Annotated in this window: 17 protein-coding genes and 1 pseudogene; 7 read left to right on the forward strand and 11 right to left on the reverse strand. The window is 59.1% G+C overall.

Annotated features, from left to right (window positions below; genetic code table 11):
* Positions 1–189: 189 nt before the first annotated feature.
* Complete coding sequence (locus NMD14_12020) at positions 190–1785, forward strand: methyl-accepting chemotaxis protein (GenBank protein ID XEI31513.1); 1596 nt, start codon at positions 190–192, stop codon at positions 1783–1785.
* 123 nt (positions 1786–1908) lie between these two features.
* Here the strand turns inward: NMD14_12020 and aroG are convergent, their stop codons facing one another.
* The 5 genes from aroG to NMD14_12045 all read right to left on the reverse strand — a co-directional run bounded on the left by aroG (position 1909) and on the right by NMD14_12045 (position 7809).
* Positions 1909–2964 (reverse strand): 3-deoxy-7-phosphoheptulonate synthase AroG, encoded by a 1056-nt coding sequence (aroG, locus tag NMD14_12025; protein ID XEI31514.1) that lies wholly within the window; start codon positions 2962–2964, stop codon positions 1909–1911.
* A 220-nt stretch (positions 2965–3184) separates the two neighbouring features.
* A complete protein-coding gene (gene aroA / locus NMD14_12030; protein ID XEI31515.1) occupies positions 3185–4468 on the reverse strand; it encodes a 3-phosphoshikimate 1-carboxyvinyltransferase in 1284 nt (427 codons plus the stop codon).
* Between the two features lie 351 nt (positions 4469–4819).
* Positions 4820–5908, reverse strand: a complete 1089-nt coding sequence (gene serC / locus NMD14_12035; protein XEI31516.1) for a 3-phosphoserine/phosphohydroxythreonine transaminase — start codon at positions 5906–5908, stop codon at positions 4820–4822.
* A gap of 225 nt (positions 5909–6133) precedes the next feature.
* Positions 6134–7060, reverse strand: a complete 927-nt coding sequence (locus tag NMD14_12040) for an FAD-binding protein (protein XEI31517.1) — start codon at positions 7058–7060, stop codon at positions 6134–6136.
* On the reverse strand, positions 7057–7809 hold the full coding sequence (locus NMD14_12045; GenBank protein XEI31518.1) for an electron transfer flavoprotein subunit beta/FixA family protein: 753 nt from the start codon (positions 7807–7809) through the stop codon (positions 7057–7059). The genes NMD14_12040 and NMD14_12045 overlap by 4 nt, the downstream gene beginning before the upstream one ends.
* 169 nt (positions 7810–7978) lie before the next feature.
* Here NMD14_12045 and NMD14_12050 point away from each other — a divergent pair, with 169 nt between their 5' ends.
* Entirely contained in the window at positions 7979–9622 is a 1644-nt protein-coding gene (locus NMD14_12050) for an electron transfer flavoprotein-ubiquinone oxidoreductase (GenBank protein ID XEI31519.1), read from the forward strand.
* Positions 9623–10022: 400 nt separating this feature from the next.
* Complete coding sequence (gene corA, locus NMD14_12055) at positions 10023–10970, forward strand: magnesium/cobalt transporter CorA (GenBank protein ID XEI31520.1); 948 nt, start codon at positions 10023–10025, stop codon at positions 10968–10970.
* 68 nt (positions 10971–11038) lie between these two features.
* Here the strand turns inward: corA and NMD14_12060 are convergent.
* A pseudogene (locus tag NMD14_12060) lies at positions 11039–12417 on the reverse strand (IS4 family transposase).
* A gap of 209 nt (positions 12418–12626) precedes the next feature.
* Here NMD14_12060 and NMD14_12065 point away from each other — a divergent pair.
* Positions 12627–13088 (forward strand): DUF2919 domain-containing protein, encoded by a 462-nt coding sequence (locus NMD14_12065; protein XEI31521.1) that lies wholly within the window; start codon positions 12627–12629, stop codon positions 13086–13088.
* Positions 13089–13100: 12 nt separating this feature from the next.
* Here the strand turns inward: NMD14_12065 and NMD14_12070 are convergent, their stop codons facing one another.
* Positions 13101–13871 (reverse strand): hypothetical protein, encoded by a 771-nt coding sequence (locus NMD14_12070; GenBank protein ID XEI31522.1) that lies wholly within the window; start codon positions 13869–13871, stop codon positions 13101–13103.
* Between the two features lie 239 nt (positions 13872–14110).
* Here NMD14_12070 and NMD14_12075 point away from each other — a divergent pair, with 239 nt between their 5' ends.
* Positions 14111–14662, forward strand: a complete 552-nt coding sequence (locus tag NMD14_12075) for a lipoprotein (protein XEI31523.1) — start codon at positions 14111–14113, stop codon at positions 14660–14662.
* 195 nt (positions 14663–14857) lie between these two features.
* Entirely contained in the window at positions 14858–16855 is a 1998-nt protein-coding gene (locus tag NMD14_12080; GenBank protein ID XEI31524.1) for a hypothetical protein, read from the forward strand.
* A gap of 84 nt (positions 16856–16939) precedes the next feature.
* Here the strand turns inward: NMD14_12080 and glgC are convergent, their stop codons facing one another.
* On the reverse strand, positions 16940–18214 hold the full coding sequence (gene glgC, locus NMD14_12085; GenBank protein ID XEI31525.1) for a glucose-1-phosphate adenylyltransferase: 1275 nt from the start codon (positions 18212–18214) through the stop codon (positions 16940–16942).
* A 190-nt stretch (positions 18215–18404) separates the two neighbouring features.
* Here glgC and NMD14_12090 point away from each other — a divergent pair, with 190 nt between their 5' ends.
* Positions 18405–20045 carry a GGDEF domain-containing protein gene (locus NMD14_12090; GenBank protein XEI31526.1) on the forward strand — a complete coding sequence of 547 codons (1641 nt, stop codon included), beginning with the start codon at positions 18405–18407 and terminating at the stop codon, positions 20043–20045.
* Here NMD14_12090 and NMD14_12095 read toward each other — a convergent pair.
* The 3 genes from NMD14_12095 to NMD14_12105 all read right to left on the reverse strand — a co-directional run bounded on the left by NMD14_12095 (position 20008) and on the right by NMD14_12105 (position 22527).
* Complete coding sequence (locus tag NMD14_12095) at positions 20008–20502, reverse strand: hypothetical protein (GenBank protein ID XEI31527.1); 495 nt, start codon at positions 20500–20502, stop codon at positions 20008–20010. The genes NMD14_12090 and NMD14_12095 overlap by 38 nt on opposite strands.
* Before the next feature lie 177 nt (positions 20503–20679).
* Positions 20680–21042 (reverse strand): DUF2750 domain-containing protein, encoded by a 363-nt coding sequence (locus tag NMD14_12100; GenBank protein ID XEI31528.1) that lies wholly within the window; start codon positions 21040–21042, stop codon positions 20680–20682.
* 180 nt (positions 21043–21222) lie between these two features.
* The gene (locus NMD14_12105) at positions 21223–22527 is read right to left on the reverse strand and encodes an inosine/guanosine kinase (protein ID XEI31529.1); all 1305 of its coding nucleotides are present in this window, start codon (positions 22525–22527) and stop codon (positions 21223–21225) included.
* Between the last annotated feature and the right edge of the window lie 194 nt (positions 22528–22721).

The following is a 22721-nucleotide window of genomic DNA, read 5'->3' on the forward strand; positions in this document are numbered from 1 at the left end:
GGATCAACCCGCAGAGCAGCGCCTCTCCCGAAGGTCATGTTGGCAACCTGCATTACCGATCTGCTTAACAGATTATTTACTCAAGAGTGGTTATCGTGTGCCGATAGAGAACCATCTCCCGCCATTTCTTCTACGATCAAGATGATACGGGAGCACATAACAACACCAAGCGCATGGATCTTGCCCAAAATGCATAACCTCTCCCTCAACTGGAAAATCTTCCTTCCCCTTGCGCTGGTCATCAGCACCACCTTTGGCCTCTGCTTCGAACTCTCAGCCTGGCTGCAACGGGATCTCGCCATCCGGCTGGCGGGCGAAAAAGTGGAGAGCGCCGCCAACACCTACATGGATCAGCTCAACGTCCTGATGATGACCGGTGGCATGGCCAACCGGCAAATCGTGCAGACCAAGCTCAAGAGTGAAGCGGGCATCGTCGAGGCTCGCCTGATCCGCGCCCCGGCCGTCAGCAACCTGTTTGGCCCGGGTCACCCGGATCAGAAAGCGCAGGATCCCCTCGATGAGCGAGCCATCAATCAGGGAGAGACCATTATGGAGCAGCAGGGCAACCGGCTCACCCTGATCAAACCGTTCAAAGCCTACAAGGAGTATCGCGGCACCCAGTGCACCACCTGCCATCAGGTCAATGAAGGGACAGTGATGGGGGCAGTGCGGATCAGTTACGACCTCAGCCACACCTTCGGCGAGATCCGCCACAACAACCTGATCCTGAGCGGCAGCCTGGCCGCCGTCTTCAGCATCGGCTTCGGCTTGCTCTGGTGGGTATTGCAACGCTACGTGAAACACCCTCTGCGCCAGTTGCAGCTCACCATGATCCGGATGGCCAAAGAGCGCGACCTCGCCCTCCCCCTGGTCAATCACAGCCGGGATGAACTGGGCCAGATGACCCGTGCCGTCAATGACATGGTGCAGGGCTTTCGCCACAGTCTGCAGGAGGTGGAAGGGGCAACCCACCAGCTCTATCAGGAGTCGAACCAGATCCGTCAGGTGGCGACCCAGACCGAAAACTCGGCCCGCCAGCAAGAGGGGATGACCACCCAGGTCGCCGCCGCCGTCAGCGAGCTGGCCGCCAGCTCCCATGAGGTACGCGAACATGCCCGCCATAGCGCCGAGCTCTCCGCCCTAACCAATCAGGATGCCGCCGACACCAGCCGCCTCGCCCAGCGCTCCATCACCGATATGGGCGAGATGTCGGCAGAGATCGATCGAGTGGATCAGGTGATCCAGCAGCTCGACAGCCGTTGCCTGGCGGTTGACGGTGTGCTCGAGGTGATCAAGGGGATTGCCGATCAGACCAACCTGCTGGCCCTCAACGCTGCGATTGAAGCGGCCAGGGCAGGCGAGCAAGGTCGCGGCTTTGCGGTAGTAGCCGATGAAGTGCGGGCCCTCTCCAACCGCAGCCGCGCCGCCAGCGAAGAGATCTCTCAGATGATCGCCGCCCTGCAAAAAGAGGCCCAGAGCGCGGTTACGGTGATCGGGGATGCAAAAAGCAAAGCCGGTGAGAGCATCAGCAAGACCGAGGCGACCTTGGCAGCTATGCAGAACATCATCGAGCGTATCGCCCGCATCAACGACCTCAACGCCCAGATGGCGCAGTCCGCCGAAGAGCAGGACAGGGTCTGCCATGAGGTAGACAGCTCGGTGAGCGACATTCGCAACACCTCCAACGACACCCTGGGTCAGGCGCACGCCGCCAACCTCGCCAGCATCCAGTTGGTGGAGCAGTGCCAGAAACTGGAGGCGCTGCTGAAAACCTACCGTTGGTAATCCACTTCACATATGAAAAAGCGCGACCCTATGGTCGCGCTTTTGCTTTATGGATTCAATTTGGCCGAACGGCCGCGTTGCTGTTCCAGCGGCGCGACTATTAACAGCGCCGCCGGGACGGCTTTAGCGAGCGTTGCGGGTTGCGACGGCATCCGCCAGGTTGCGCAGCAGCACTTCGGTATCAGCCCAACCGATGCAGGCATCTGTGATGCTCTGGCCAACGGTGAGTTCGCACCCTTCCACCAGATCCTGACGCCCTTCCACCAGATGGCTCTCCACCATCACGCCAAACACCGCCTGGCTGCCAGCACGCAGCTGACCGGCTACGTCTTCAGCCACCACCATCTGGTTCTTGAACTGTTTGCTGCTGTTGGCGTGACTAAAGTCGATCATCACCTTCTGTGGCAGACCGGCCTTCTCCAGCCCCTTCACCACCTCATCAACATGGGCCGCGCTGTAGTTCGGCTCACGGCCACCGCGCAGAATGATGTGACAGTCCGGGTTGCCGCGGGTCGCCACGATGGCGGAGTGACCATATTTGGTGACCGACAGGAAGTGGTGCGGCGCACTGGCAGCGCCAATTGCATCAATGGCGACCTTGATAGTGCCATCAGTACCGTTCTTGAAGCCCACCGGGCAGGAGAGACCGGAGGCCAGCTCGCGGTGTACCTGGGATTCGGTGGTACGGGCACCGATCGCGCCCCAGCTCATCAGATCCGCCACATATTGCGGGGTGATCATGTCGAGGAACTCGGAGGCGGTTGGCAGCCCCATGTCGTTGAGATCCAGCAACAGCTTGCGACCAATGCGCAGACCGTCATTGATCTTGCAGCTGTTGTCGAGATACGGATCGTTGATCAGCCCCTTCCAGCCCACCGTGGTACGCGGTTTTTCGAAGTAGACCCGCATCACGATCTCCAGCTGACCTTTCAGCTCGTCGCGCAACGCCTTGAGGCGCTTACCGTACTCCAGTGCAGCCACCGGATCGTGGATGGAACAAGGGCCAATCACCACCAGCAGGCGCTCATCTTCGCCAGCCAGGATATTGTGAATGGCCTGACGGGATTCAAAAACGGTGGACGAAGCAACCTCGGTAGCCGGAAACTTCTCAAGCACCGCAACCGGGGGTAATAACTCTTTGATTTCACTGATACGAACGTCGTCGGTTTGATGCTGCATGACAAGGCTTCCTGCTAGATAACTGCGATTAAGAAATCTCAACATAGCCCGCGACAGCGCATGTGTAAATAGTTAATTACAGTAATCACAAAACTATTTTGTGTTGCATCCTTGCAAGTTATTAAAATGATGCTAAGCAAAATGAACATGCGGGTGATAGAGGCAAAAAGGCCCGCTCAGCGCGGGCCCGATGCGTCGGTGATGACGGGTTTGTCAGTGTTCAGCCACGCTGGCTGATACTGGCCAGCTTGTCAAAGTAATCCGGGAAGGTTTTCGAGGTACACTTGGGATCATTGATGGTGACCGGGGTATCCGACAGCGCCACCAGCGAGAAGCACATGGCGATACGGTGATCGTTGTAGGTATCGATCTCGGCGTGCTTGAGCTGAGTCGGCGGGGTCACGGTAATGAAGTCATACCCCTCCTCCACTTCGACCCCCAGCTTGCGCAGTTCGGTCGCCATGGCGTGCAGACGATCGGTCTCCTTCACCCGCCAGTTGTAGATATTGCGAATGGAGGTCGGCCCCTCGGCAAACAGCGCCGCAACAGCGATAGTCATGGCCGCATCGGGAATATGGTTCATGTCCATATCCACTCCGTGCAGCGGTGCCTGCTCGGCCTCGATGAAATCATCGCCCCAGGTGATGCGCGCCCCCATCTTCTCCAGCACGTCGGCGAAGTGGATATCACCCTGAATGCTGTGCTTGCCGATGCCGGTTACCCGCACCTGGCCCTTGATGGCGCCCGCCGCGAGGAAGTAGGAGGCGCTGGAGGCATCCCCTTCCACCAGAAAGTCACCCGGGCTGATGTAGGTCTGGTTGCCCTTGATGTAGAACAGCTTGTAGTTGTCGTGCTCGATGACTACCCCAAACTGCTTCATGATGTGCAGGGTGATGTCGATGTAGGGCTTGGAGACCAGCTCTCCCTTGATGTGGATCCGGGTATCACCGGCCGCCATCGGCGCCGCCATCAGGAAGGCGGTCAGGAACTGGCTGGAGACGGAGCCATCGACGTGCACATCGCCGCCCCACAGCCCCTTGGCGTCCACCACCAGCGGCGGATAGCCATCTTTTTTCAGGTACTGGATATGGGCCCCCGCTTCACGCAGGGCATCCACCAGATGGCCGATGGGACGCTCTTCCATACGCGGCTCGCCGCCCAGGGTATATTCACCTGAGCCGAGACACAGCGCGGCGCAGAGCGGGCGCATGGCGGTACCGGCGTTGCCGAGGAACAGATTGACCGGCTCTTTCACCGCAAAGCTGCGACCCAGACCGTGCACAGTGCACTCGGTCTTGTCGGCGGAGAGCTTGTACTTGACCCCGAGCTGGGTCAGCGCTGCCAGCATATGACGAATGTCATCGCTGTCGAGCAGGTTGGTCAGACGGGTGGTGCCACGGGCCAGCGCCGCCAGCAGCAGCGCACGGTTAGAGACACTCTTGGAGCCGGGCAGATTGACCTCACCAGCCACACGAGAAATGGGTTCCAAACGCAACGAATTCATAGACTTCCTGTGCTATCTCAAAAATAAACGCCTGTCCGGACGTTAACAGCCTGCGTCCCGCTCGGCAAGGGCACTTTCAGGGGAAATCGCACGGCAAACGCCAGCACGCTGGTTCTGTTGAAAAAAAGACGCCGGGGTATCCCCGGCGTCTCAGATTGCTGACAAAGCCAAAATCGTCATCGTAACGCATTGATTTTACTTGATGAGAAAACCCTGTTTTTCTGAAATTAGGGGGTTTTTCAATAGTCTGAGACGCCGGGGTATCCCCGGCGTCTTGAATCACTGCAATAGCTGGAAGCGGCTCACGGGTTGCTACAAGAGGCTGCCAGCAAACACATAGGGGCTCTCTTCTCAGCCGTTACGCTTGGCAAAGCCATCCATAAAGCTGACCAGGGCCTTCACCCCCTCCAGCGGCATGGCGTTATAGACGCTGGCGCGCATGCCGCCGACAATGCGGTGTCCTTTGAGGGCCAGCAGGCCAGCGGCTTCCGATTCGGCCAGGAACTGCTTGTCCAGCTCGGCATTTTTCAGCTGGAACGGGATGTTCATCCGCGAACGGCAGCTGACATCCACCTGATTGCCATAGAAGCTCGACTGATCGAGATAGTCATACAGGAAGTCGGCCTTCTCCTTGTTGCGCGCTTCCATCGCCTCGAGGCCACCCTGTTCTTTCAGCCACTCGAACACCAGACCGGCCAGATACCAGGCGTAGGTGGGCGGCGTGTTGAACATGGAGTCGTTCTTGGCGGTGAGTTTGTAATCGAAAATCGAGGGCACATCGGCTCTCGCCTGATCCAGCAGATCATCGCGCACGATGGCGATGGCAAGCCCGGACGGCCCGATATTCTTCTGGGCACCGGCATAGATGATGCCAAAGCGGCTCACGTCGAGAGGACGGGAGAGAATGGTGGAGGAGAGATCCGCCACCAGCGGCACCTCGCCGGTGGCCGGGATGTCGAACATCTCGATGCCGTCGATGGTTTCGTTCGGGCAGTAGTGCACATAGGCCGCATCGGCGCGAAACGCCGGGGTCGGCAGCAGGTGAGAGATCCCCTGCCCGTTCTTGGCAACCCCCTGGAAGGTCTGGATATCGCCATACTTTTTGGCTTCATCCACAGCGCTCTGGGACCAGACGCCGGTCAGCAGGAAGTCCGCCTTCTTGTTGGCGCCGCCCAGCAGGTTCATGGGCACGGCGGAGAACTGGCCGCGACCACCACCATGCATAAACAGCACCTTGTAGTTATCCGGCACCGCCAGCAGGGAGCGCAGATCCGCTTCAGCCTTCTCGGCCACCGCCATGTAGGGCTTGCCACGATGGGAAAGCTCCATGACCGAGGCTCCCAGCCCCTGAAAATTACAAAATTCGCGCTGGGCGCGCTCCATGACTTCAACCGGCAGCATGGCGGGGCCGGCGCAGAAGTTGTAAATCTGTTTGCTCATGACGCTTTCCGTGAGTGGATGAGAGTAATCGATGACTTGTCAGGTTTTACACAAGAGCCGCCAGCGGATCAAAGGCTTTTTGGGAGCTGGCTCAACCTTTTACCGTCACTCTGCCTCCCCCTTGCAGTAGAAAAAGCCCTGAACGGGTCAGGGCTTGCAGGGAACATGCATAGAAATGGCGGGCAGAGCGCACAAACGACCACTGCTCAGCCATTTCTGACAAATTTACAGTTTGGCGGTGAGCTCCGGCAGCAGGGTGAAGAGATCTCCCACCAGCCCGTAGTCCGCCACCTGAAAGATGGGGGCGTCGCTGTCCTTGTTGATGGCCACGATCACCTTCGACTCCTTCATCCCCGCCAGATGCTGGATGGCGCCCGAAATACCGACCGCGATATAGAGTTCCGGCGCCACCACTTTGCCGGTCTGCCCCACCTGCAGATCGTTGGCGACATATCCCGCATCAACGGCGGCTCGCGATGCCCCCACCGCGCCCCCCAGCTTGTCGGCCAGCGCCTCAATCAGGGCAAACTGCGCCTTGGACCCCAGTGCCCGGCCACCGGAGACAACCACCCGGGCGGCGGTCAGTTCGGGCCTGCTGGAGCGCACCGCGCGGCGCTCGACCAGCCGGGTACGACCAGCGAATTCGGGCACAGCCAAGTGCTCGATGAGAGCCTGTCCGCCCGTCGCCGCCTTGGCAAAGGCGGTGGCCCGCACGGTCATCACCTTGACGGGCGCCGAGCTCGCCACTCTGGCGATGGCATTGCCCGCATAGATGGGGCGCAGAAAGGTATCGCTGCTCTCGATAGCCGTCACCTCGGAGAGCATCTCCACCCCGAGCCGAGCCGCCACCTGTGGCAGCAGCGCCTTGCCCATGGCACTCGCCGCCATCAGGCAGTGGCTGTAACCTTCGCACCAGCTGGCCAGCAGCTTGTCCACCCCATCCAGCAGTCCGTCGGCCAGCAGGGGATGCTCGGCAAGCAGAACCTTGTCAACGCCGCCGAGAGCTGCAGCCTGTTCACCCGCCTCGGTGAGCCCCTGACCCAGCAACAGCAGATCGACCTGACCGCCGATGGATCCGGCGGCGGTCGCCAGTTGTGCCACGTTGTCGGCCAGATGGCCCTGATGATGTTCGGCAATGATCAGCACGCTCATGGCAGCACCTTCGCTTCGTGTTTGAGTTTGTCCACCAGATCGTCCACCGAGCCCACCTTGATCCCGGCGCTGCGGGCTGGCGGCGCCATCACCCCGAGCAAACGGGTCTGGTTGGCCACCTCAACGGCGAGTGTCGAGAACGGAGCGCTATCAAGCGGCTTGCGCTTGGCCTTCATGATGTTGGGCAGCGAGGCAAAGCGCGGTTCATTCAAACGCAGATCGGCGCTCACCACCGCAGGCAACGGCATGCCCAGGGTCTCGAGGCCACCGTCGATTTCGCGAGTCACCAGCAGTTCTCCCGCTTCCACCTTGAGGGCTGACGCGCAGGTCGCCAGCGGCCACTCATTGAGGGCAGCCAGCATCTGGGCCACCTGATTGTTGTCTGAATCGATGGACTGCTTGCCGAGCAGCACCAGATCCGGCTGCTCCTGCTCACACACCTTGTGCAAGGCACGGGCAACATTCAGCGGTGCGAGCGTCTCGTCAGTGACATAGTGGCGCGCCCGATCCGCCCCCAGCGCCAGCGCATGGCGCAGCTGCTCGGCCGCCGCGTCCGGGCCAAAGGTCACCACCACCAGCTCGCTGGCGACCCCGGCTTCCCGCAGCCTGACCCCCTCCTCCACCGCAATTTCACAAAAGGGGTTGATCCCCATCTTCACATTGGCGAGCTCCACGTCGGAGCCGTCTCCCTTCACCCGGATCTTGACGTTGTAGTCGACTACCCGTTTGATTGCGACCAGCAGCTTCATGGGGTCATGCCTCGTCTGTTTGGATTGAATTCATTAGTGTGCCTCTGCGTTTGTTGCAGTACGCTCTTCCCTGATTTTTTGCTTTTTCTTGCTCAGTTTTGCTTACAACTGCTTTACGTTTACGTAAACTACCAGCATTACCCTAGGCCAACCAGAGCGCAGAGGCAAGATGGAACGGGAAGCAATGGAATTTGATGTCGTCATCGTCGGCGGCGGTCCGGCGGGGCTCAGTGCAGCCATCGCCCTGAAACAGCAGGATGCCACTCTCTCTGTCTGTCTGCTGGAGAAGGGGGCCGAAATTGGCGCCCATCTGCTCTCCGGCGCCCTGTTTGACCCCGTCGCCTTGCAAGAGCTGCTGCCGGATGGCTGGCAGCAAGCGCCGCTCGGCGTGCCGGTCAGCGACGATCAGGTGCATCTGCTGCAAAGCGAGCAACGCTCCCTGCAACTGCCCGCCTGGGCCGTGCCGCCCCGGATGCACAATCAGGGTTGCCATGTGGTCAGTCTGGGCAATCTCTGCCGCTGGCTCGGCCAGCAGGCGGAAAAACTGGGAGTCGAAATATACCCGGGGTTTACCGCCAGCGAACTTATCATGGAGGCGGGCCGGGTCAAGGGAGTCATCACCGGCGATCTGGGGCTGGATCGGGCAGGCAACCCAAAAGCAGATCATGTGCCCGGCATGGCGCTGCTCGGCCGCTACACCCTCTTTGCCGAAGGGGCCCGAGGCCATCTCGGCAAGCAGCTGATCGCCGAGTTCAATCTGGAAAACCCCGCCCAACCCCAACACTACGCCATCGGCTTCAAAGAGTTGTGGCAACTGCCAGCAGGTAGGGGCAAGGCGGGACAGGTACTGCACGGCAGTGGCTGGCCCCTCGGCAAGCAGGGTGGTGGCAATAGCCACGGCGGTTTCTATCTCTATCACATGGAGGGGGATCAGGTCGCGGTCGGGCTGATTGTCGATCTCAACTACCAGAATCCCTGGCTCAGCCCGTTTGACGAATTCCAGCGCCTCAAGCATCACCCGCTTATCGCCGGCGCGTTGCAAGGGGGCGAACGCATCAGCTATGGCGCCCGCGCCATCACCAAGGGAGGCTGGCACGCCCTGCCCCGCATGCACTTTCCGGGCGGCCTGCTGATCGGTTGTGATGCCGGCACCCTCGACTTCTCACGTATCAAGGGGATCCACACCGCCATGAAATCGGGGATGCTGGCGGCAAAAACCGTCGCGATGGCGTTGCGTGGCGGCGATGAGGGGGGACGGGATCTGACCCAGTATGGTGACGAGCTACAACAGAGCTGGCTGGCCCGCGAGCTCAAGGCGGCGCGCAACTTCGGCGCGGCGCTTCACCGCTATGGTCCCTGGTTGGGCGGTGCCTTCAACTGGCTGGAGCAGCGGCTGTTTGGCGCAAACTCGCCCTTCAAGCTGCTCGATAAGGCTCACGACTACCGTCAGCTGCGCGTGGCCAGCCGCTGCGAGCCCATCCATTATCCCAAACCCGATGGCAAGCTGAGCTTTGACAAGCTCTCGTCTGTGTATCTGGCCAACACCAGTCACGACGAGGATCAGCCTTGCCACCTCAAGCTGCAGGACGAGCGCATTCCGGTCGAGGTCAATCTGCCCACCTGGGCCGAACCCGCCCAACGCTACTGCCCAGCCGGGGTGTTTGAAGTACTGGAAATGGAAGCCGCGGCCAAACTGCAGATCAATGCCGCCAACTGCATCCACTGCAAGACCTGTGACATTAAAGATCCCAGTCAAAATATCATCTGGACACCGCCACAGGGGGGCTCGGGGCCCAACTATCCCAATATGTGATGAAGTGCAGCGATACCAAGCTGCGGTGACATCAAAGCTGCTCAGCCCCAAAATATCATCTGGACACCACCACAGGGGCGCTCCGGGCCCAATTATCCGAATATGTGATGAAGCGGGCCAGCGGCAACAAGCAGCCTCAGCTGCCCCTCCCCCCGCCAAAGGCGGGTTCTACCCCGCACGGCAGCTCAGGTGATCCGACCTCGCTGCTTTTTTGAACAAACAGGCTGGATCCCTGATGAATAGCCCCTGACAAGCGCGGCCCGCCCCTGTATAGTTCGCCGCATTCAGGTTTTCCATCGGCCCGATCTGCTTATCCATGGGATCGCCTTCTGCAGCGATCTAAGGCCGCATGACCTGTGCAACCATCCCTGATTACCCATGACTTTTTAAGGGGGGACAGATGATCACCGCCTACATTCTCAATAACAAGGTGCTGGACATAGTCACGCTCGGGCCTGACGACACAGTACCTGACAACACGGTCTGGCTGGATGCCTACAAGCCGGATACGGCAGAGCGAGAATGGTTGACGGGCCTGTTCCTGGAAGAGGTCCCCGACAAGGAAGAGCTCGACGACATCGAAGCATCCGCCCGTTTTTACTGGGATACCGATGGTCTGCACATTCACTCCCTGTTTCCCCAGCGGATCGGTCGTGACACCAAGGGTGTCCACGTCTCCTTTACCCTGCGCAACAACCTGCTGATCAGTATTCGTGAAGATGACATCGGGCTGGTTCGCCTGCTGCGCCACTATATGCGCCAGGATCGGCTGGAGGTGGAGGATGCCCTCGACATCCTGCTGGAGGTGCAAAACCTCAAGGTTGAGTACCTCTCCGATCTTATCGAAGATGGTTACAAGACCTTGGAAAACACCGCCGATCAGATCTTCGAGCCGGATCAGATCAACCCCATGCTCAAGGAGTTGATGGCTCAGGAAGAGGCCAACGGTCAGATCCGTCTCTCCCTGCACGATACCCGCCGCGCCTTGCGCTTCCTCAAGCGCAGCCTGCGCCAGCGCATGAGCCTGGAGCAGAACAAGTGGATCGATGAGATGCTGCACGACGTGGAGTCTCTCTTGCCCCACACCCAGTTCCTGTTCGACAAGATCAACTTCCAGCTGGAGGCCTCCATGGGGGTGACCAATCTGGAGCAGAACAAGGTGATCAAGATCTTCTCGGTAGCCGCGGTCATCTTCCTGCCGCCGACCCTGATCGCCAGTATCTACGGCATGAACTTCGGCCGCATGCCGGAGCTCGCCTGGGAGTATGGTTATCCCATGTCGCTGGTGCTGATGGTGATGTCATCGCTCGGCACCGGCCTCTTCTTCAAGCGCAAAGGCTGGCTGTAACGCCGCCGACGCGCGCTGCGATATCTGAAGTAACGGATTGGGGGGCATGGCCTGTCTCTTGATCACAACTATTGGTGCTCAAGAGACTGCGCCAGTTCGTAGCCTTCCAGGAGGGTCTGGAGTCGAAACCAGCCCTCCCATAATGCCGCTATTGAAGCCCGCCCCGTTCGTTTAGTGTCCTTCCAGCCCCCAGCTTGGCCAGGCTCCGGTACGCCCATCTCATATCCGGCACCTTGGTTGGCAACGGCGTTTTCTCTACCTTTCGCCAAAGCAGCTTCCACCCCGTCGGGCCTATCACCGTTTCGCAGCTTTGATTCTGTGCCGATGACTCCTCGTTGATAAACCTCAATTGCAACAGACGCACCGCGATAAACGACAAGATGACGCACATCCGCTTCAGGTTATCCATGCTCTGCATCCTTAAGGTTTCTACCCGAGTGCCGGCACTCTTCCAGACCTTGTGATAATCCTCGATAAGCCAGCGCCGCTCGTAATAGCCGATAACCTTGCGGGCCTGTGCATCGTCGGTCACGGCTTCACTAGTCAGCAGGTGCCACTCCAGCCGGTCAGAGGCATCGCCCTGCTCAATGCATCCCACGTAGTAGAGCGGGATATCCGGCTCGTTACGCTTGTTGGCCGGAGCCTTTAGGGTGACTTTGGTAAACTTGATGTCGAGCACGGCCTCTCTGGCTTTTCTGCCGCCCCGCTGCGGTATTTTGACGACCTTGGTGCCGGCAGAGTGGCACTGCCGGGCATAGTCGTAGAGCTTGTGGTCATGCTCTTCGATACAGCGACTTTGCATCGAGCGCACCACAAAGCGTTGTTGGTTGCTCTGCTTGTAATGCAGATATTCGTAGATATCCGCTTCCCGGTCACAGACCGAGATAACGTTGGCCATCTGAGTGCCGAGACGGGCGGCAAAGGCCACGGATGCCTCCTCCCACTTGCGACTCTCTTTCTCCTTGTAAGGCCGGGTGGCATGCCGGTGGCTCTCTCCCCGCTTGCTGACATCACGGGTCCAGATACGCTGTGCAATCATGCCGACCACCTGCGATTTATGCGGAGCAAACAACAAGACGGAGTGAGCCAGCAGAGCGCGACTACTGCCTTGATTGGTGTGCCCCAGCTCATCATGGACGCTGGCATGGTTGAAGGTCAGGGCCGTGGTATCTTCCAGTGCCAGCAACAGGTCGTAGTCCCTGGCTAGGGCTGCGGTGGTGGCAAAGCCTGCATCAGCAATGGCATCGGCATTGACATGGTGGTTGCGAATAAAGCGATATGAGCCTTCCATGTCGGCGGGTGAGAGGGGAAGTTGTGACACGCAATCTCCGGGTTGTTGAGCAAGGGCGGTGGCGAGTTTGACGAGACGTTCAGTGCGTCTGGGGTCCTTGAGATTGGCATGGCCAAACTGGTCGAATGCCCATTGTTCGAGTTGGGTGAGATGCATATTAGAGCCGTGATAAGGGATGGCAAAAGAGTCAGATCACGGAGAAGGGAAAAGGTTCAAAAAAATCCCCAAGCGATGCTTGGGGATTTGTGTATAAGAGACAGGGCATGGCCCCCCGATTAATTTGCGCCACGCCCAACACCTTGCAAAGGGCGCTTCGTCGCCCCATATCCCCTCTATCACTCCATTCAAGTGGCTAACGGGCAACCATGACCCTCTACCCCGAACACCGCTATGACGATCACGGCCAGTTGCGCCCGCCCCTCTGGTTCTGGCCCATCGCCCTGTTGCTGACCCGCTCGGTCTGGCTCTTTCTGATGGCCGGCGTCACCCGCGAGAGCGGCAGCGAGATCCTGACCCTCTTCTATCCGGACAAGATCACTCTCTATATCAGCCTGCTGACCGACGTGCCCGCCATGCTGGCGTTGCTCGCCTGCGGCGGCACCTATCAGCAGACCCAGAGCATTCGCGCCAGACTCCGGCGCCACAGCCCGCTGCTGCTGCTCTGCTCTACCGTCAGCGGGCTGCTGATGCAACTGCACAGCCTCAATCTGCAGAAGTGGTCGTTCATCTGGCCCACCGCACTGGTGCTGGTCGCCAGCCTCTGGTCACTCTGGTATCTGCTGCGCAGTCGCCAACTGCGGGAATATGCCGCAGATCAGCCCCACTGACGGGGCTGACACCTATTGACGAGTGACCCGGATCTGCAGGGTCTGGCGCTCGCTCTGGCTGCCTCGCCCTCCCTGTAGCTGGGTACCGAGACTGCTCCCTTGATCCGTAGAACTGGTCGAGAGCTCCCCCACCGTCAGCCACTGGCCCGGGGCCCCGCTCACCTCGGTGGCACTCTGCCCACGATTGATGGTGCCCTGCTCCAGCCTCGCCTGTTCGCGGCTCAGCGCAATCTGCACCCGATCGCCAATCAAGGTGGCCGTGGCATAGAGGCCGTTAACCAGCGGCATCATCCCCACCACGGCGCCCCCGTTCCACTGATAGAAAGTCACCGGCTGATAGGAGCCCATCTGCAGCAACACGGGGCGACCCGAAAGGCCGCGCACCTGCCAGCTGTCGTTCTGGCTGCGCTGGTACTGCTGGGCGTTGCCATCGAGCAGCCACTGCCGCTTGGCCTCGTCGCGACTGATTGAGCCCCCCAGTTGCTGGCCGCTGGCGGCCCCATCCACACGCCACTCGATAAGCAGGCTTTGCGGCGGCTGGTTGATCTGCGCCAGCGTGGCTTCGGCCTCCTGCAGCTGGGCTGACGTCCCGCTCAGTACCAGCTGGTTACCCATGGCACTCACCCCAAGTTGGGGATAGATCTCCTTGAGGGTCTGCACCGCCGCCTGCGCCTCGAAGACCGGGATCACTTTCACCTCGGCCCATAGCGACGAGCTCCAGAGTCCCATCATGCAGCCAAGCCACAGCAGCGCCCTGCGGCCAACCTTGCCCATCCTAACCATTGCGATCTCCTCTTTCTCTGTGCTCTTCTCGCACTCTGTTCTCTCTGCTCAGGCGTAGACCCACGCCCGCAGCCAACAGCTCTGCCTTATTCCGCTCACTCGTCGATGATGAACCCGGCGGTTGCCAAAAAACAATCGGGAATGCAGCAACCCAGTGATTTCCCACGGAATGAGCCTCTCATTCCACGTCCATTATCGCGTAAGATAGCGCCATCATAGTTGCCCAAGCGGAATCCATCATGTTGAAACAGCTGTTGTTACTCCCCCTCGTCCTGCTGCTGGGAGCCTGCTCGCTGACCCAGTACAACGTCAGCGAGGCCGAAATCAACCAGTACCTCAAAGAGCAGGTCTCTTTTGAAAAACAGCTGGGGATCCCCGGCATCATGTTGAGCAAGATCCGTCTGGATGAGATGCAGAGCCGTATCGGCCGCAAACAAGCGGAGCGCATCGAGCTGGACGCCGCTGGCGACCTGCAGGTGAGCAGCCCCCTTGGCAGCCAGCAGATGAAGGTACGTTTTGCCCTGAGCGCCCGCCCGGAATATGTCGCCGATCAGGGGGCCATCTATCTGCGAGATCTCGAACTGGTCTCGGTCAAGACCGAGCCGGCCGATATCGGGGCCGCCCTCACCCCGCTGCTGCCCACCTTCAATCAGTCGCTCTCCCTGTTCCTGTCGCAGACCCCGGTCTACCGCCTCGACAGCAGCCGCAAAAACGAAGCCAGGATCAAGGAGAAGGTCGAAGCCCTCAAGGTAGAGCCGGGCCGTCTGGTCATCCCGTTCAAGCTGCTCTGATCCCCGCTTTAGAGGCACTTTTATCGCAATAAGCAGATAACTGCCCTCTTCGACAGCGCACATCCTGTTTAACGTGCTGTTGATCGGGGCGGTTTTTTACTTCTCAAGTCCCAGTTAACACATCATAATGCAGACCATTCTCATTTAGATTCGTCATGAGAAGCGTCAATAATAAAACCAATGGTGAGAAGGGACATGAGAAAAACCGTACTGGTTCAGGCGATCGCCTGCGCACTGATCAGCGGCGCCGCACACGCTGCCGTCAAAGTCGAAGACAAGACATTCAATACCGCCGCCAATATGCTGGCCTATACCGAATTCGAACTCTCCGGTGAACCGCTGGCCGAAGCGCTGGGGCTGGATCTGGATGTGCTGGATGCTAACCGTGCCGATGAGCCGACCCCGTTCGACTTCGCTGCCGGCATCGAATCCTACGAGTACTCCGAAGAGGCGATGTACGCCCTCAATTACCAATCCGGCATGGGCCCTCATCTGGTGAACGGACCGCAAAACCTGGCCCGTGGTGGCACCATGGCCTCTCTGGGGCAACGGGTGCTGGCCATGGCCGATGCCGTTGGCTTCCCGGCTGATGAAGTGCCGCAGGGCATGTATCCCCTCTCCCTGCCCTACGCCTCCGCCAATTCGGAGTTTGCCCAGGCTGTCAACGCCACCCCGGTCAATGGCGACCAGATCACCATCAAGACCGCCAAAGGCACCGAGAAGACCGTCAAGACCCAGGTGCCCGCCTACTTCCGTGACTACAGCACCCTGCGCTGGAGCGGCAGTGACAACCTGCTGGTGCCCGCAGCCGTGGGCGGCATCCTGCTCAAAGAGGTGATGTGGTCGCAAGACTTCCTCGGCGGCATGCACGTAGCCGAGACCGATGAAGAGGTAGAAGCCGCCTCCGCCACCATGGATCAGGATGGCAAGCACAAGCTGGGCGTCTCTGCCGCTGATGGCTTCAACGGCATGATGCTGACCGAGCAATCCATCGACAAGCTGGCCATCATGCAGAACCAGCTCGGCTTCGATGGCAAGCAACTGGGCGCCAAGATCACCCCGCAGTACGATCCGGCCAAGGGCGTTGTCTACTTCCCCCATCAGGTGAAAGTGACCGAAACCAGCAACAACGATGCCGGTGCCATCGGCAAGCTGGAGGTGGTGGATGGCTCCGCCCAGCTGCGCGATGCCTGGATGATGCTGTGGCCGCTCTCCGAGTTCTATGCCTTCAGCGATCAGCGCAGCGCCAACACCAACCAGAACCCGGCCTTCCACGCCGTGTTTGACGGCGCGCCGTTTGCCGCCGCACCGGCTGCCAACAAGGCCAATGACCTGGCCAAAGCGGTCGCGGGCAGCGATGCCTTCTCGCTGGCGATCAATCTCTCCAACCTCACCTTCAAGAACCTGGCAGCCCTGCACTTTGATACCAAGGCTGGCACCCTGGTCGACAGCTGGCAGGCAGGCAAACAGAGCAAGCATGTCACCACCTTTGACGCTGCTTACGCCCTGGTCGCCCTGCAGATCTTCCAGCGCGCTCAGGATGCGCTGCCGGTCGGTTATGCCGCCGGTGACAATGGCGAACTGAACCTCAAGACCAAACAGGGTCAGCAGGCGCTTGAGCTTATCCGCAAACAGGCCGATTTCATCCTTGCCAACCTCAAGGGCAAAAATGGTCTGGTGCATGACGGCATCACCCTGGGTGGCAAGCTCGATGCAGGCCACTCCATCGATGCGCAGTTCGCCGCCATCCGTGGTCTGACGGCTGCCTTCCTCGCTACCTCCGATGCCAAGTACCGCACCGCTGCCCGCGAGCTGTTCATCGCCACCGACAAGGCCTACTTCAATGCCAAAGCGGGCACCTGGCTGACGGGTAAACAGGGTGAATACACTCCCTGGACCCAGGCTGCCATCTCCGGCGCCCTGCGATCTGCCATGCTGAACCTGCGCAACGAAGGGGCCGAGAAGGCGCCCGAGCTGGAGCTGGCCAAGCTGACCGGTCAGTACGTCAGCTGGTTCCGTGGCACCGTCAACGGTGGCATGCAGATGGCCGAGTGGATCGGTGACTCCGGCGAGAACATCATCGAAGGTGCTGGCAGCGATACCGATGAAGATGACGTACCGCAAGTGACCGCCGCTGGTGGCAAGCACGGCTCCGCCATGGTGATGGCCGCCAAAGCGGTGGTTAGCGAGTAAACATCGCCATTCACCAGCATGAAAAAGGGAGCCAGATTGGCTCCCTTTTCATTACGGCGTCTGACACAGTTTCAAGGACCGTCCTCAAACCAGCTTGTCCAGCATCTCCTTGGTCACCAGCACAATCCCCTGCTCGGAGCGGTAGAAGCGGCGGCTATCCTCATCGGCATTTTCGCCCACCACCAGCCCATCAGGCAGCACACATCCCTTGTCCACGACCACCCGACGCAAACGGCAGCCAGCGCCAATCTCGACCCCGGGGAAGATGATGGCCTGATCCAGGGTGCAGAAAGAGTGCACCCGCACATTGGTAAAGAGCACCGAGTTGAGCACGAACGAGCCGCTGACAATGGTCCCGCCCGCAAACATAGAGTTGATGGTCATGCCGTGCTGGCCATTGCGGTCCTGCACAAACTTGGCCGGTGGCGTCAGGGTCTGGCTGGTCCAGATGGGCCAGTTCTGATCGTAGATATCGAGCTCGGGCAGCACGGAGGCGAGATCCATGTTTGCTTCCCAGAACGAATCCAACGTCCCCACGTCACGCCAGTAGGGTTTTTGCCCCTCACGCGCACCGACACAGGACATGTTGAAGGGGTGAGCAAAGGCCATCCCCTCCTCCACGATGCGGGGGATCACATCCATCCCGAAGTCGTGTTTGGAGTCCTGATTGTGAATATCCTCCTCCAGCAGTTGGTAGAGGTACTCCGCCTCGAAGATATAGATCCCCATGGAGGCCAGCGAGCGATCCTCGCAACCCGGCATGGCGGGCGGATTGGCCGGTTTTTCAACAAAGGCGCGGATCTTGCGCTGCTCGTCGATATCCATGATCCCGAAGGCGGATGCCTCGGCCCGTGGCACCTCGATACAGGCCACCGTCACCTTGGCGCCAAGGCGGACATGGTCGAGCAGCATGGCGGCGTAATCCATCTTGTAGATGTGATCCCCTGCCAACACCACCAGATATTTGGGGCCGTAGTCACGGATGATATCGACGTTCTGATAGATGGCATCGGCGGTGCCGCGATACCAGTGCACCTCGTCCACCCGTTGCTGGGCAGGGAGCAGGTCGATGAATTCGTTCATCTGGTAACGCAAGAAAGACCAGCCAGACTGCAGGTGGCGCAGCAGGCTGTGGGATTTGTATTGGGTGACGACACCAACACGGCGGATCCCCGAGTTGATACAGTTGGAGAGCACAAAATCAATGATCCGGAATTTGCCACCGAAATGGACGGCAGGCTTGGCACGGTTGTCGGTCAACTGCCTCAGGCGGCTGCCACGTCCACCCGCCAGCACCAGTGCCATACTCTGGTTCAATAATTGTCGTGCTTTGGCACTATTTTCGGGCTCTAACAACATGATTTACCTCTGCCTTGTTTGATCTATTTTCAACTCATCTTCGCCTGTTTCCAGCGCCATGAAAGTGGTTTCACTCACATTTAACCGATCCCAATTGACCCTTTTAACCGAGTTACGAGGATATAGCATGCTTTGCTCCGCTAGCTTGGTTAAAATTCCCCCATTAAGCAGCCACTTCAAGGATGACAAGATGGTTCACAAGCTCGGACGTTCCCTGTTTCTCATCGCCACCATAGTGACCATACCCCTGCTGCTGCTGCAAGCAGTTTGGTTGGCCCTTCAGAGCACACCACTCACCCTGGCCATTATTGTGGCCACCACACTGCTTGGCATGATCCTGCTGCTGATGCTGGCCATTCGCACCCTGGATGGCCTGCTCCAGCATCAGGAGCTCACCTGGGTCAAGGCGATCAGGGGTCGGGATCCCTCACAACTCGATGAGCCCGCCTCCCAGGAAGTGCTGCAACAGTTGCTGGAGCAGTTCGAAAGCGCCGAGCAGAGCGCCCATCGCCAGCTGACCGAGTTGAACAACTTGGCCACCACCGACGAGTTGACCCAGCTACTCAACCGCCATGCGTTTCGCCGCGACATGACCGAGCTGTTGCAGCGGGATCAGGACACCCAGACCGCTACCCTGGTGCTGATCCGAGCCACCGAGCTTGGCAAGATCAACGCCCAGCGCGGCTTCCAGTCTGGCGATGCCTACATCAAGGACATGGCCGCCCTCATCAAGCGGGTAGTGAGCCGCTTCCCGGGCAATCAGGTTTATCGCATTTCGGGGGCCGATTTTGCCGTGCTGGTGCAACCGGCAGCCAATATTCCCCCCCATCTGCTGGGGCAGGATTTGAAGGTGGCCTTTGATCAGTATCAGGATCAGCACGAGCTGGAGAGTACCGGTTACTCGGGGCTGACCAAGCTCAGCAGTGGCCAGAAAATTGAAGCCGTGCTGGCCAGAGCGGATCTGGCGCTGGCCCGCGCCCAGACCGAAACCATCAACGGCTGGGCCATCCAGCAGGACGACAACGTCTCCGATCTTCAAGGACAGCGCCACTGGCGCGAGGTATTGACCGAAGTGCTGGCGCAGGAGCAGCTCAGCTTTAGCTACCAGCCGATCCAGCCCCTGCACCGCAGTATGCTGGCCTACAACGAGATCTACACCCGCTTCAGCGGCAGCGACGGCACCGCCCTGCCCACCGACACCCTGTTTGCCATGGCGCAGCGGCTGGATATGGTGATGCGGCTGGAACAGCTGGTCATTACCCACATCATGCGTCAGTACCGCGCCTTTGGTGCCAACCAGAGTCGCTGGGGGATCAACCTCTCCCCCAACCTGCTGCAAAACAGCGCCTTCCTGATCTGGCTTGATCGCCAGCTGCTCAAAGATCCCAATACCACCGCCAATCTGGTGTTCGAACTGGATGAAGAGCATCTGGAGCGCAACCTGCCCGGCGCCAAGCGGGTGTTTGAACTGCTGCGCCGCAACGGCAGCCGATCGGCCATCGCCAACTTCGGCAAGGGGATCGGTTCCTTTACCCTGTTTCGCGAGCTCAAGCCCGACTACATCAAGCTGGATCCCGCCCTGATTACCGGGCTGGAGCAGGATCAGACCAACCAGCAGTTCGTGCGGATGATCGTCGATGTATCACATCGGATGGGGTGTCAGGTAATAGCAGAGGGGGTAGAACAACTTGGCCAGAAACAGCTGCTGCAGGGGATGTACGTGGATGGCTTGCAGGGCTATCTGATCGCCCGGCCGCAACCGCTGCGACCGGATATCAGCCAGCTGGGGCTCTTTACTGAGGATGCTTCAGCTTCAAAAGGGTCAGAATGATATCGTTGAGCTGGCGATAGCGCTCCAGCTCTTTTTGATCGTACCGGGTCGCCAGTGTGGTGGGGTTGTGGCGGTTCTTGAGGTAACGGTTGATTTGCAGGCGATTGAACCCCGCCACCTGATAGACCTGGCCAAGCAGGGTATTGAGCTCATCGTGCTCCAGACCGGCTCTGGCCAGATAGTCACCATCGGCGGGACTCTCGGTCTGGTGGCTCCACTTGCCAATGCGGCCACTCTCTTGCAGATAGCTGAGCCACTGCTCGATATAGAGCGGTTTACATCCCGCCAACAGATTGAAAAAGCCCACCGCATCGCAACGACAACCACTCAGGAGCACGACCGCCAGCTGATCGTCATCGCACTCGAAGGTGACAGGCCCAGCTTGCGCCCAGTCCAGCGCCTGCACCCGAATGCTGGCCTTCTCACCCACAGCTCCCGTTACGTCGAATACAAACATGGCGCTCCTCCCTTGGCAAAAGGTTGATGATGGACCATCCCCCCGACAGGTGCAAAGGCAAATCGGCTTTTAACTCATCAATCTGGATATTCGACCATAAAAAAGACCGGTATCCGCTCACAAATACCGGTCTTAATATTGATGGCCTGTACGTTGAGGCCATCAATGGAGGCGCTTTCAGGCGTCCAGTTCAACCAGTGCCTTGGCCAACTCGATGGGTTCGAGCTCCTGACCTTCCAGATCGGCGTTCCAGTTCGGGCCGACCAGCACATCGTCTTCATCCAGATCGTTGATCCAGATATCGAGAAACTCTTCCAGATCGATCACTTCCGGCTCGTAATCGGCCCACTCGTCGACGCAGTGCAGACGGGCGTCCTCTTCGGCAGACCAGAGCGGCATCACATCGGCGTCTTCAAATTCGGCGGAGCGGCAGACGACCCAGTCTTCCCCATAGCGCAGACCCCACACCTGACCCGACTCGCGGACTTGTTCGATAAACAGTTGGAAATTGGCGTCAAGGTTGTCGTTAAGCATGCTCATGGGGTTCTCTCTTTCTTTCGGGTGCTGCGGCATTGTCGGGCGACAATACGATGGCCAAATGGTGTCGCAAAAGTGACATGGACTCAAGCATATTGGGGTTATTACTGGAAAAAAGCCGGGATAACCCCTATTAGCCTGCAAAAACGCCTCCCGATGGAGGCGTCTTGCAGATTCAGGAGATCAACGCTCCCAGTAAACCTCTTCCAGGCTGTCCTCTTTCTCCGGCAAACCGCGGGAGAGACGGGGGCTGCTCTGGGCCAGCACCTCGTAGCTGACGCGGTTGGCATATTTGCACACCTGAGCCAGTGAGGAGTAGGTCAGGAACTCGGAGGTGTGCTTGGCGGAGTTGGGCACATTCATCCGGTGATAGGAGTTGGCGACCATGTCGTGCAGCACGGCAGAGAGCGCGCCATCCCCTGCCCCGTTGGTGTTCTTGATCTTCTCCGGGCCACCCATGTACGGGGAGATGTGGGAGTATATGCGAGCCGGCTTGCGGCACTTGGCGCGGGCCATCGGGCGGCTGAACTCATACATGTTGAACTCGGGGATCACTCCGGGCAGCAAGGTATGGGTGGTCTCGCGCTTGTAATCCTCGTCGGTGTAGCTCGCCATGTAAAGGCCGATGGGGCCTGCGGTACAGAGCACCATGTCGGCCCAGTCGAGCGCCTTGTCGGCAGCACCGAGCGGATCAGCAATGCCGGTCAGGGCTTCCCCCTCGTCTTCATTCATCGCCAGCACGGTCACGTTCTCGGCAATGAAGTCACGCCACCACTGGGGATTTTCGTCGATGACGAAACGAGTGCCCAGGGTCAGCACCACAGGAATACCGGCTGCGCGGGCATAACGCACCGCGGTCATGGCAGCCTCTTTCATCGGATCACCATCGTCACCGCGTACCAGATAGGCGGTAATCACCAGTGCAGACGCCCCCTTGATCACCTCTTCAGGAATATGCTGCACATCCAGCTGGTTCATCTTGCCGGCGTTGATGCCGAAGCTGCGCTCACCACACTCGGTGATGAAGGTAAAGCAACGCCCGATGGGGCCATCCACCGGCTGCAGATAGTCCAGATTGACGCGGGAAGAGGTGTTGCACAGATAGCGGTAGGCGTAGCAGCCGATACGAATGTCCTGACTCATCACACCCAGCAGGATGGAGTGGGAATCGGCCAGTACCGAGTAGTTGTGTACCGTGTTGCCGATGGTGCCACCGGCAAACTCGCTCACCACCATGTTGTTGGCCTTGAGCTCGTCATAAATGCGTTCGGCCACGTCGTCATTGATGACGACGGAGTGCCCCTTGCTCAGACCATAACGGGTCAGAAACGCTTCATCCACATGGGCTTCGATATCAACCAGGGTCTGATCAATCCCGACCACGTAGGCTTTGCCCAGCTCGGTTAACAGGGGATTTTGCGGCACCAGGGGATCGCGTCTGTCGACAGGGAAGTAGTGTTTGGACTTGCGCTGACCGGGAAATTTCATGGCAATCTTCTGTGCTCTGGGGGAAAGAGGGGCAGGATTTTAACACAATCCGCCGCCCCGAAAAGTCGCCCTGTTTAGATAATGGAGCCAGTATAGACAAGGGTCGCAAGGAAAAACGTTTGCTTTTTCACATTGAGCCGGAGAGTGACGCAATTGCAGGCATGAAGGACGTCGAGAGCCGGTCGATAGACATA

Origin of the sequence: Aeromonas veronii (genome assembly GCA_041319085.1) — a bacterium.
GTDB lineage: Bacteria > Pseudomonadota > Gammaproteobacteria > Enterobacterales > Aeromonadaceae > Aeromonas > Aeromonas veronii_F.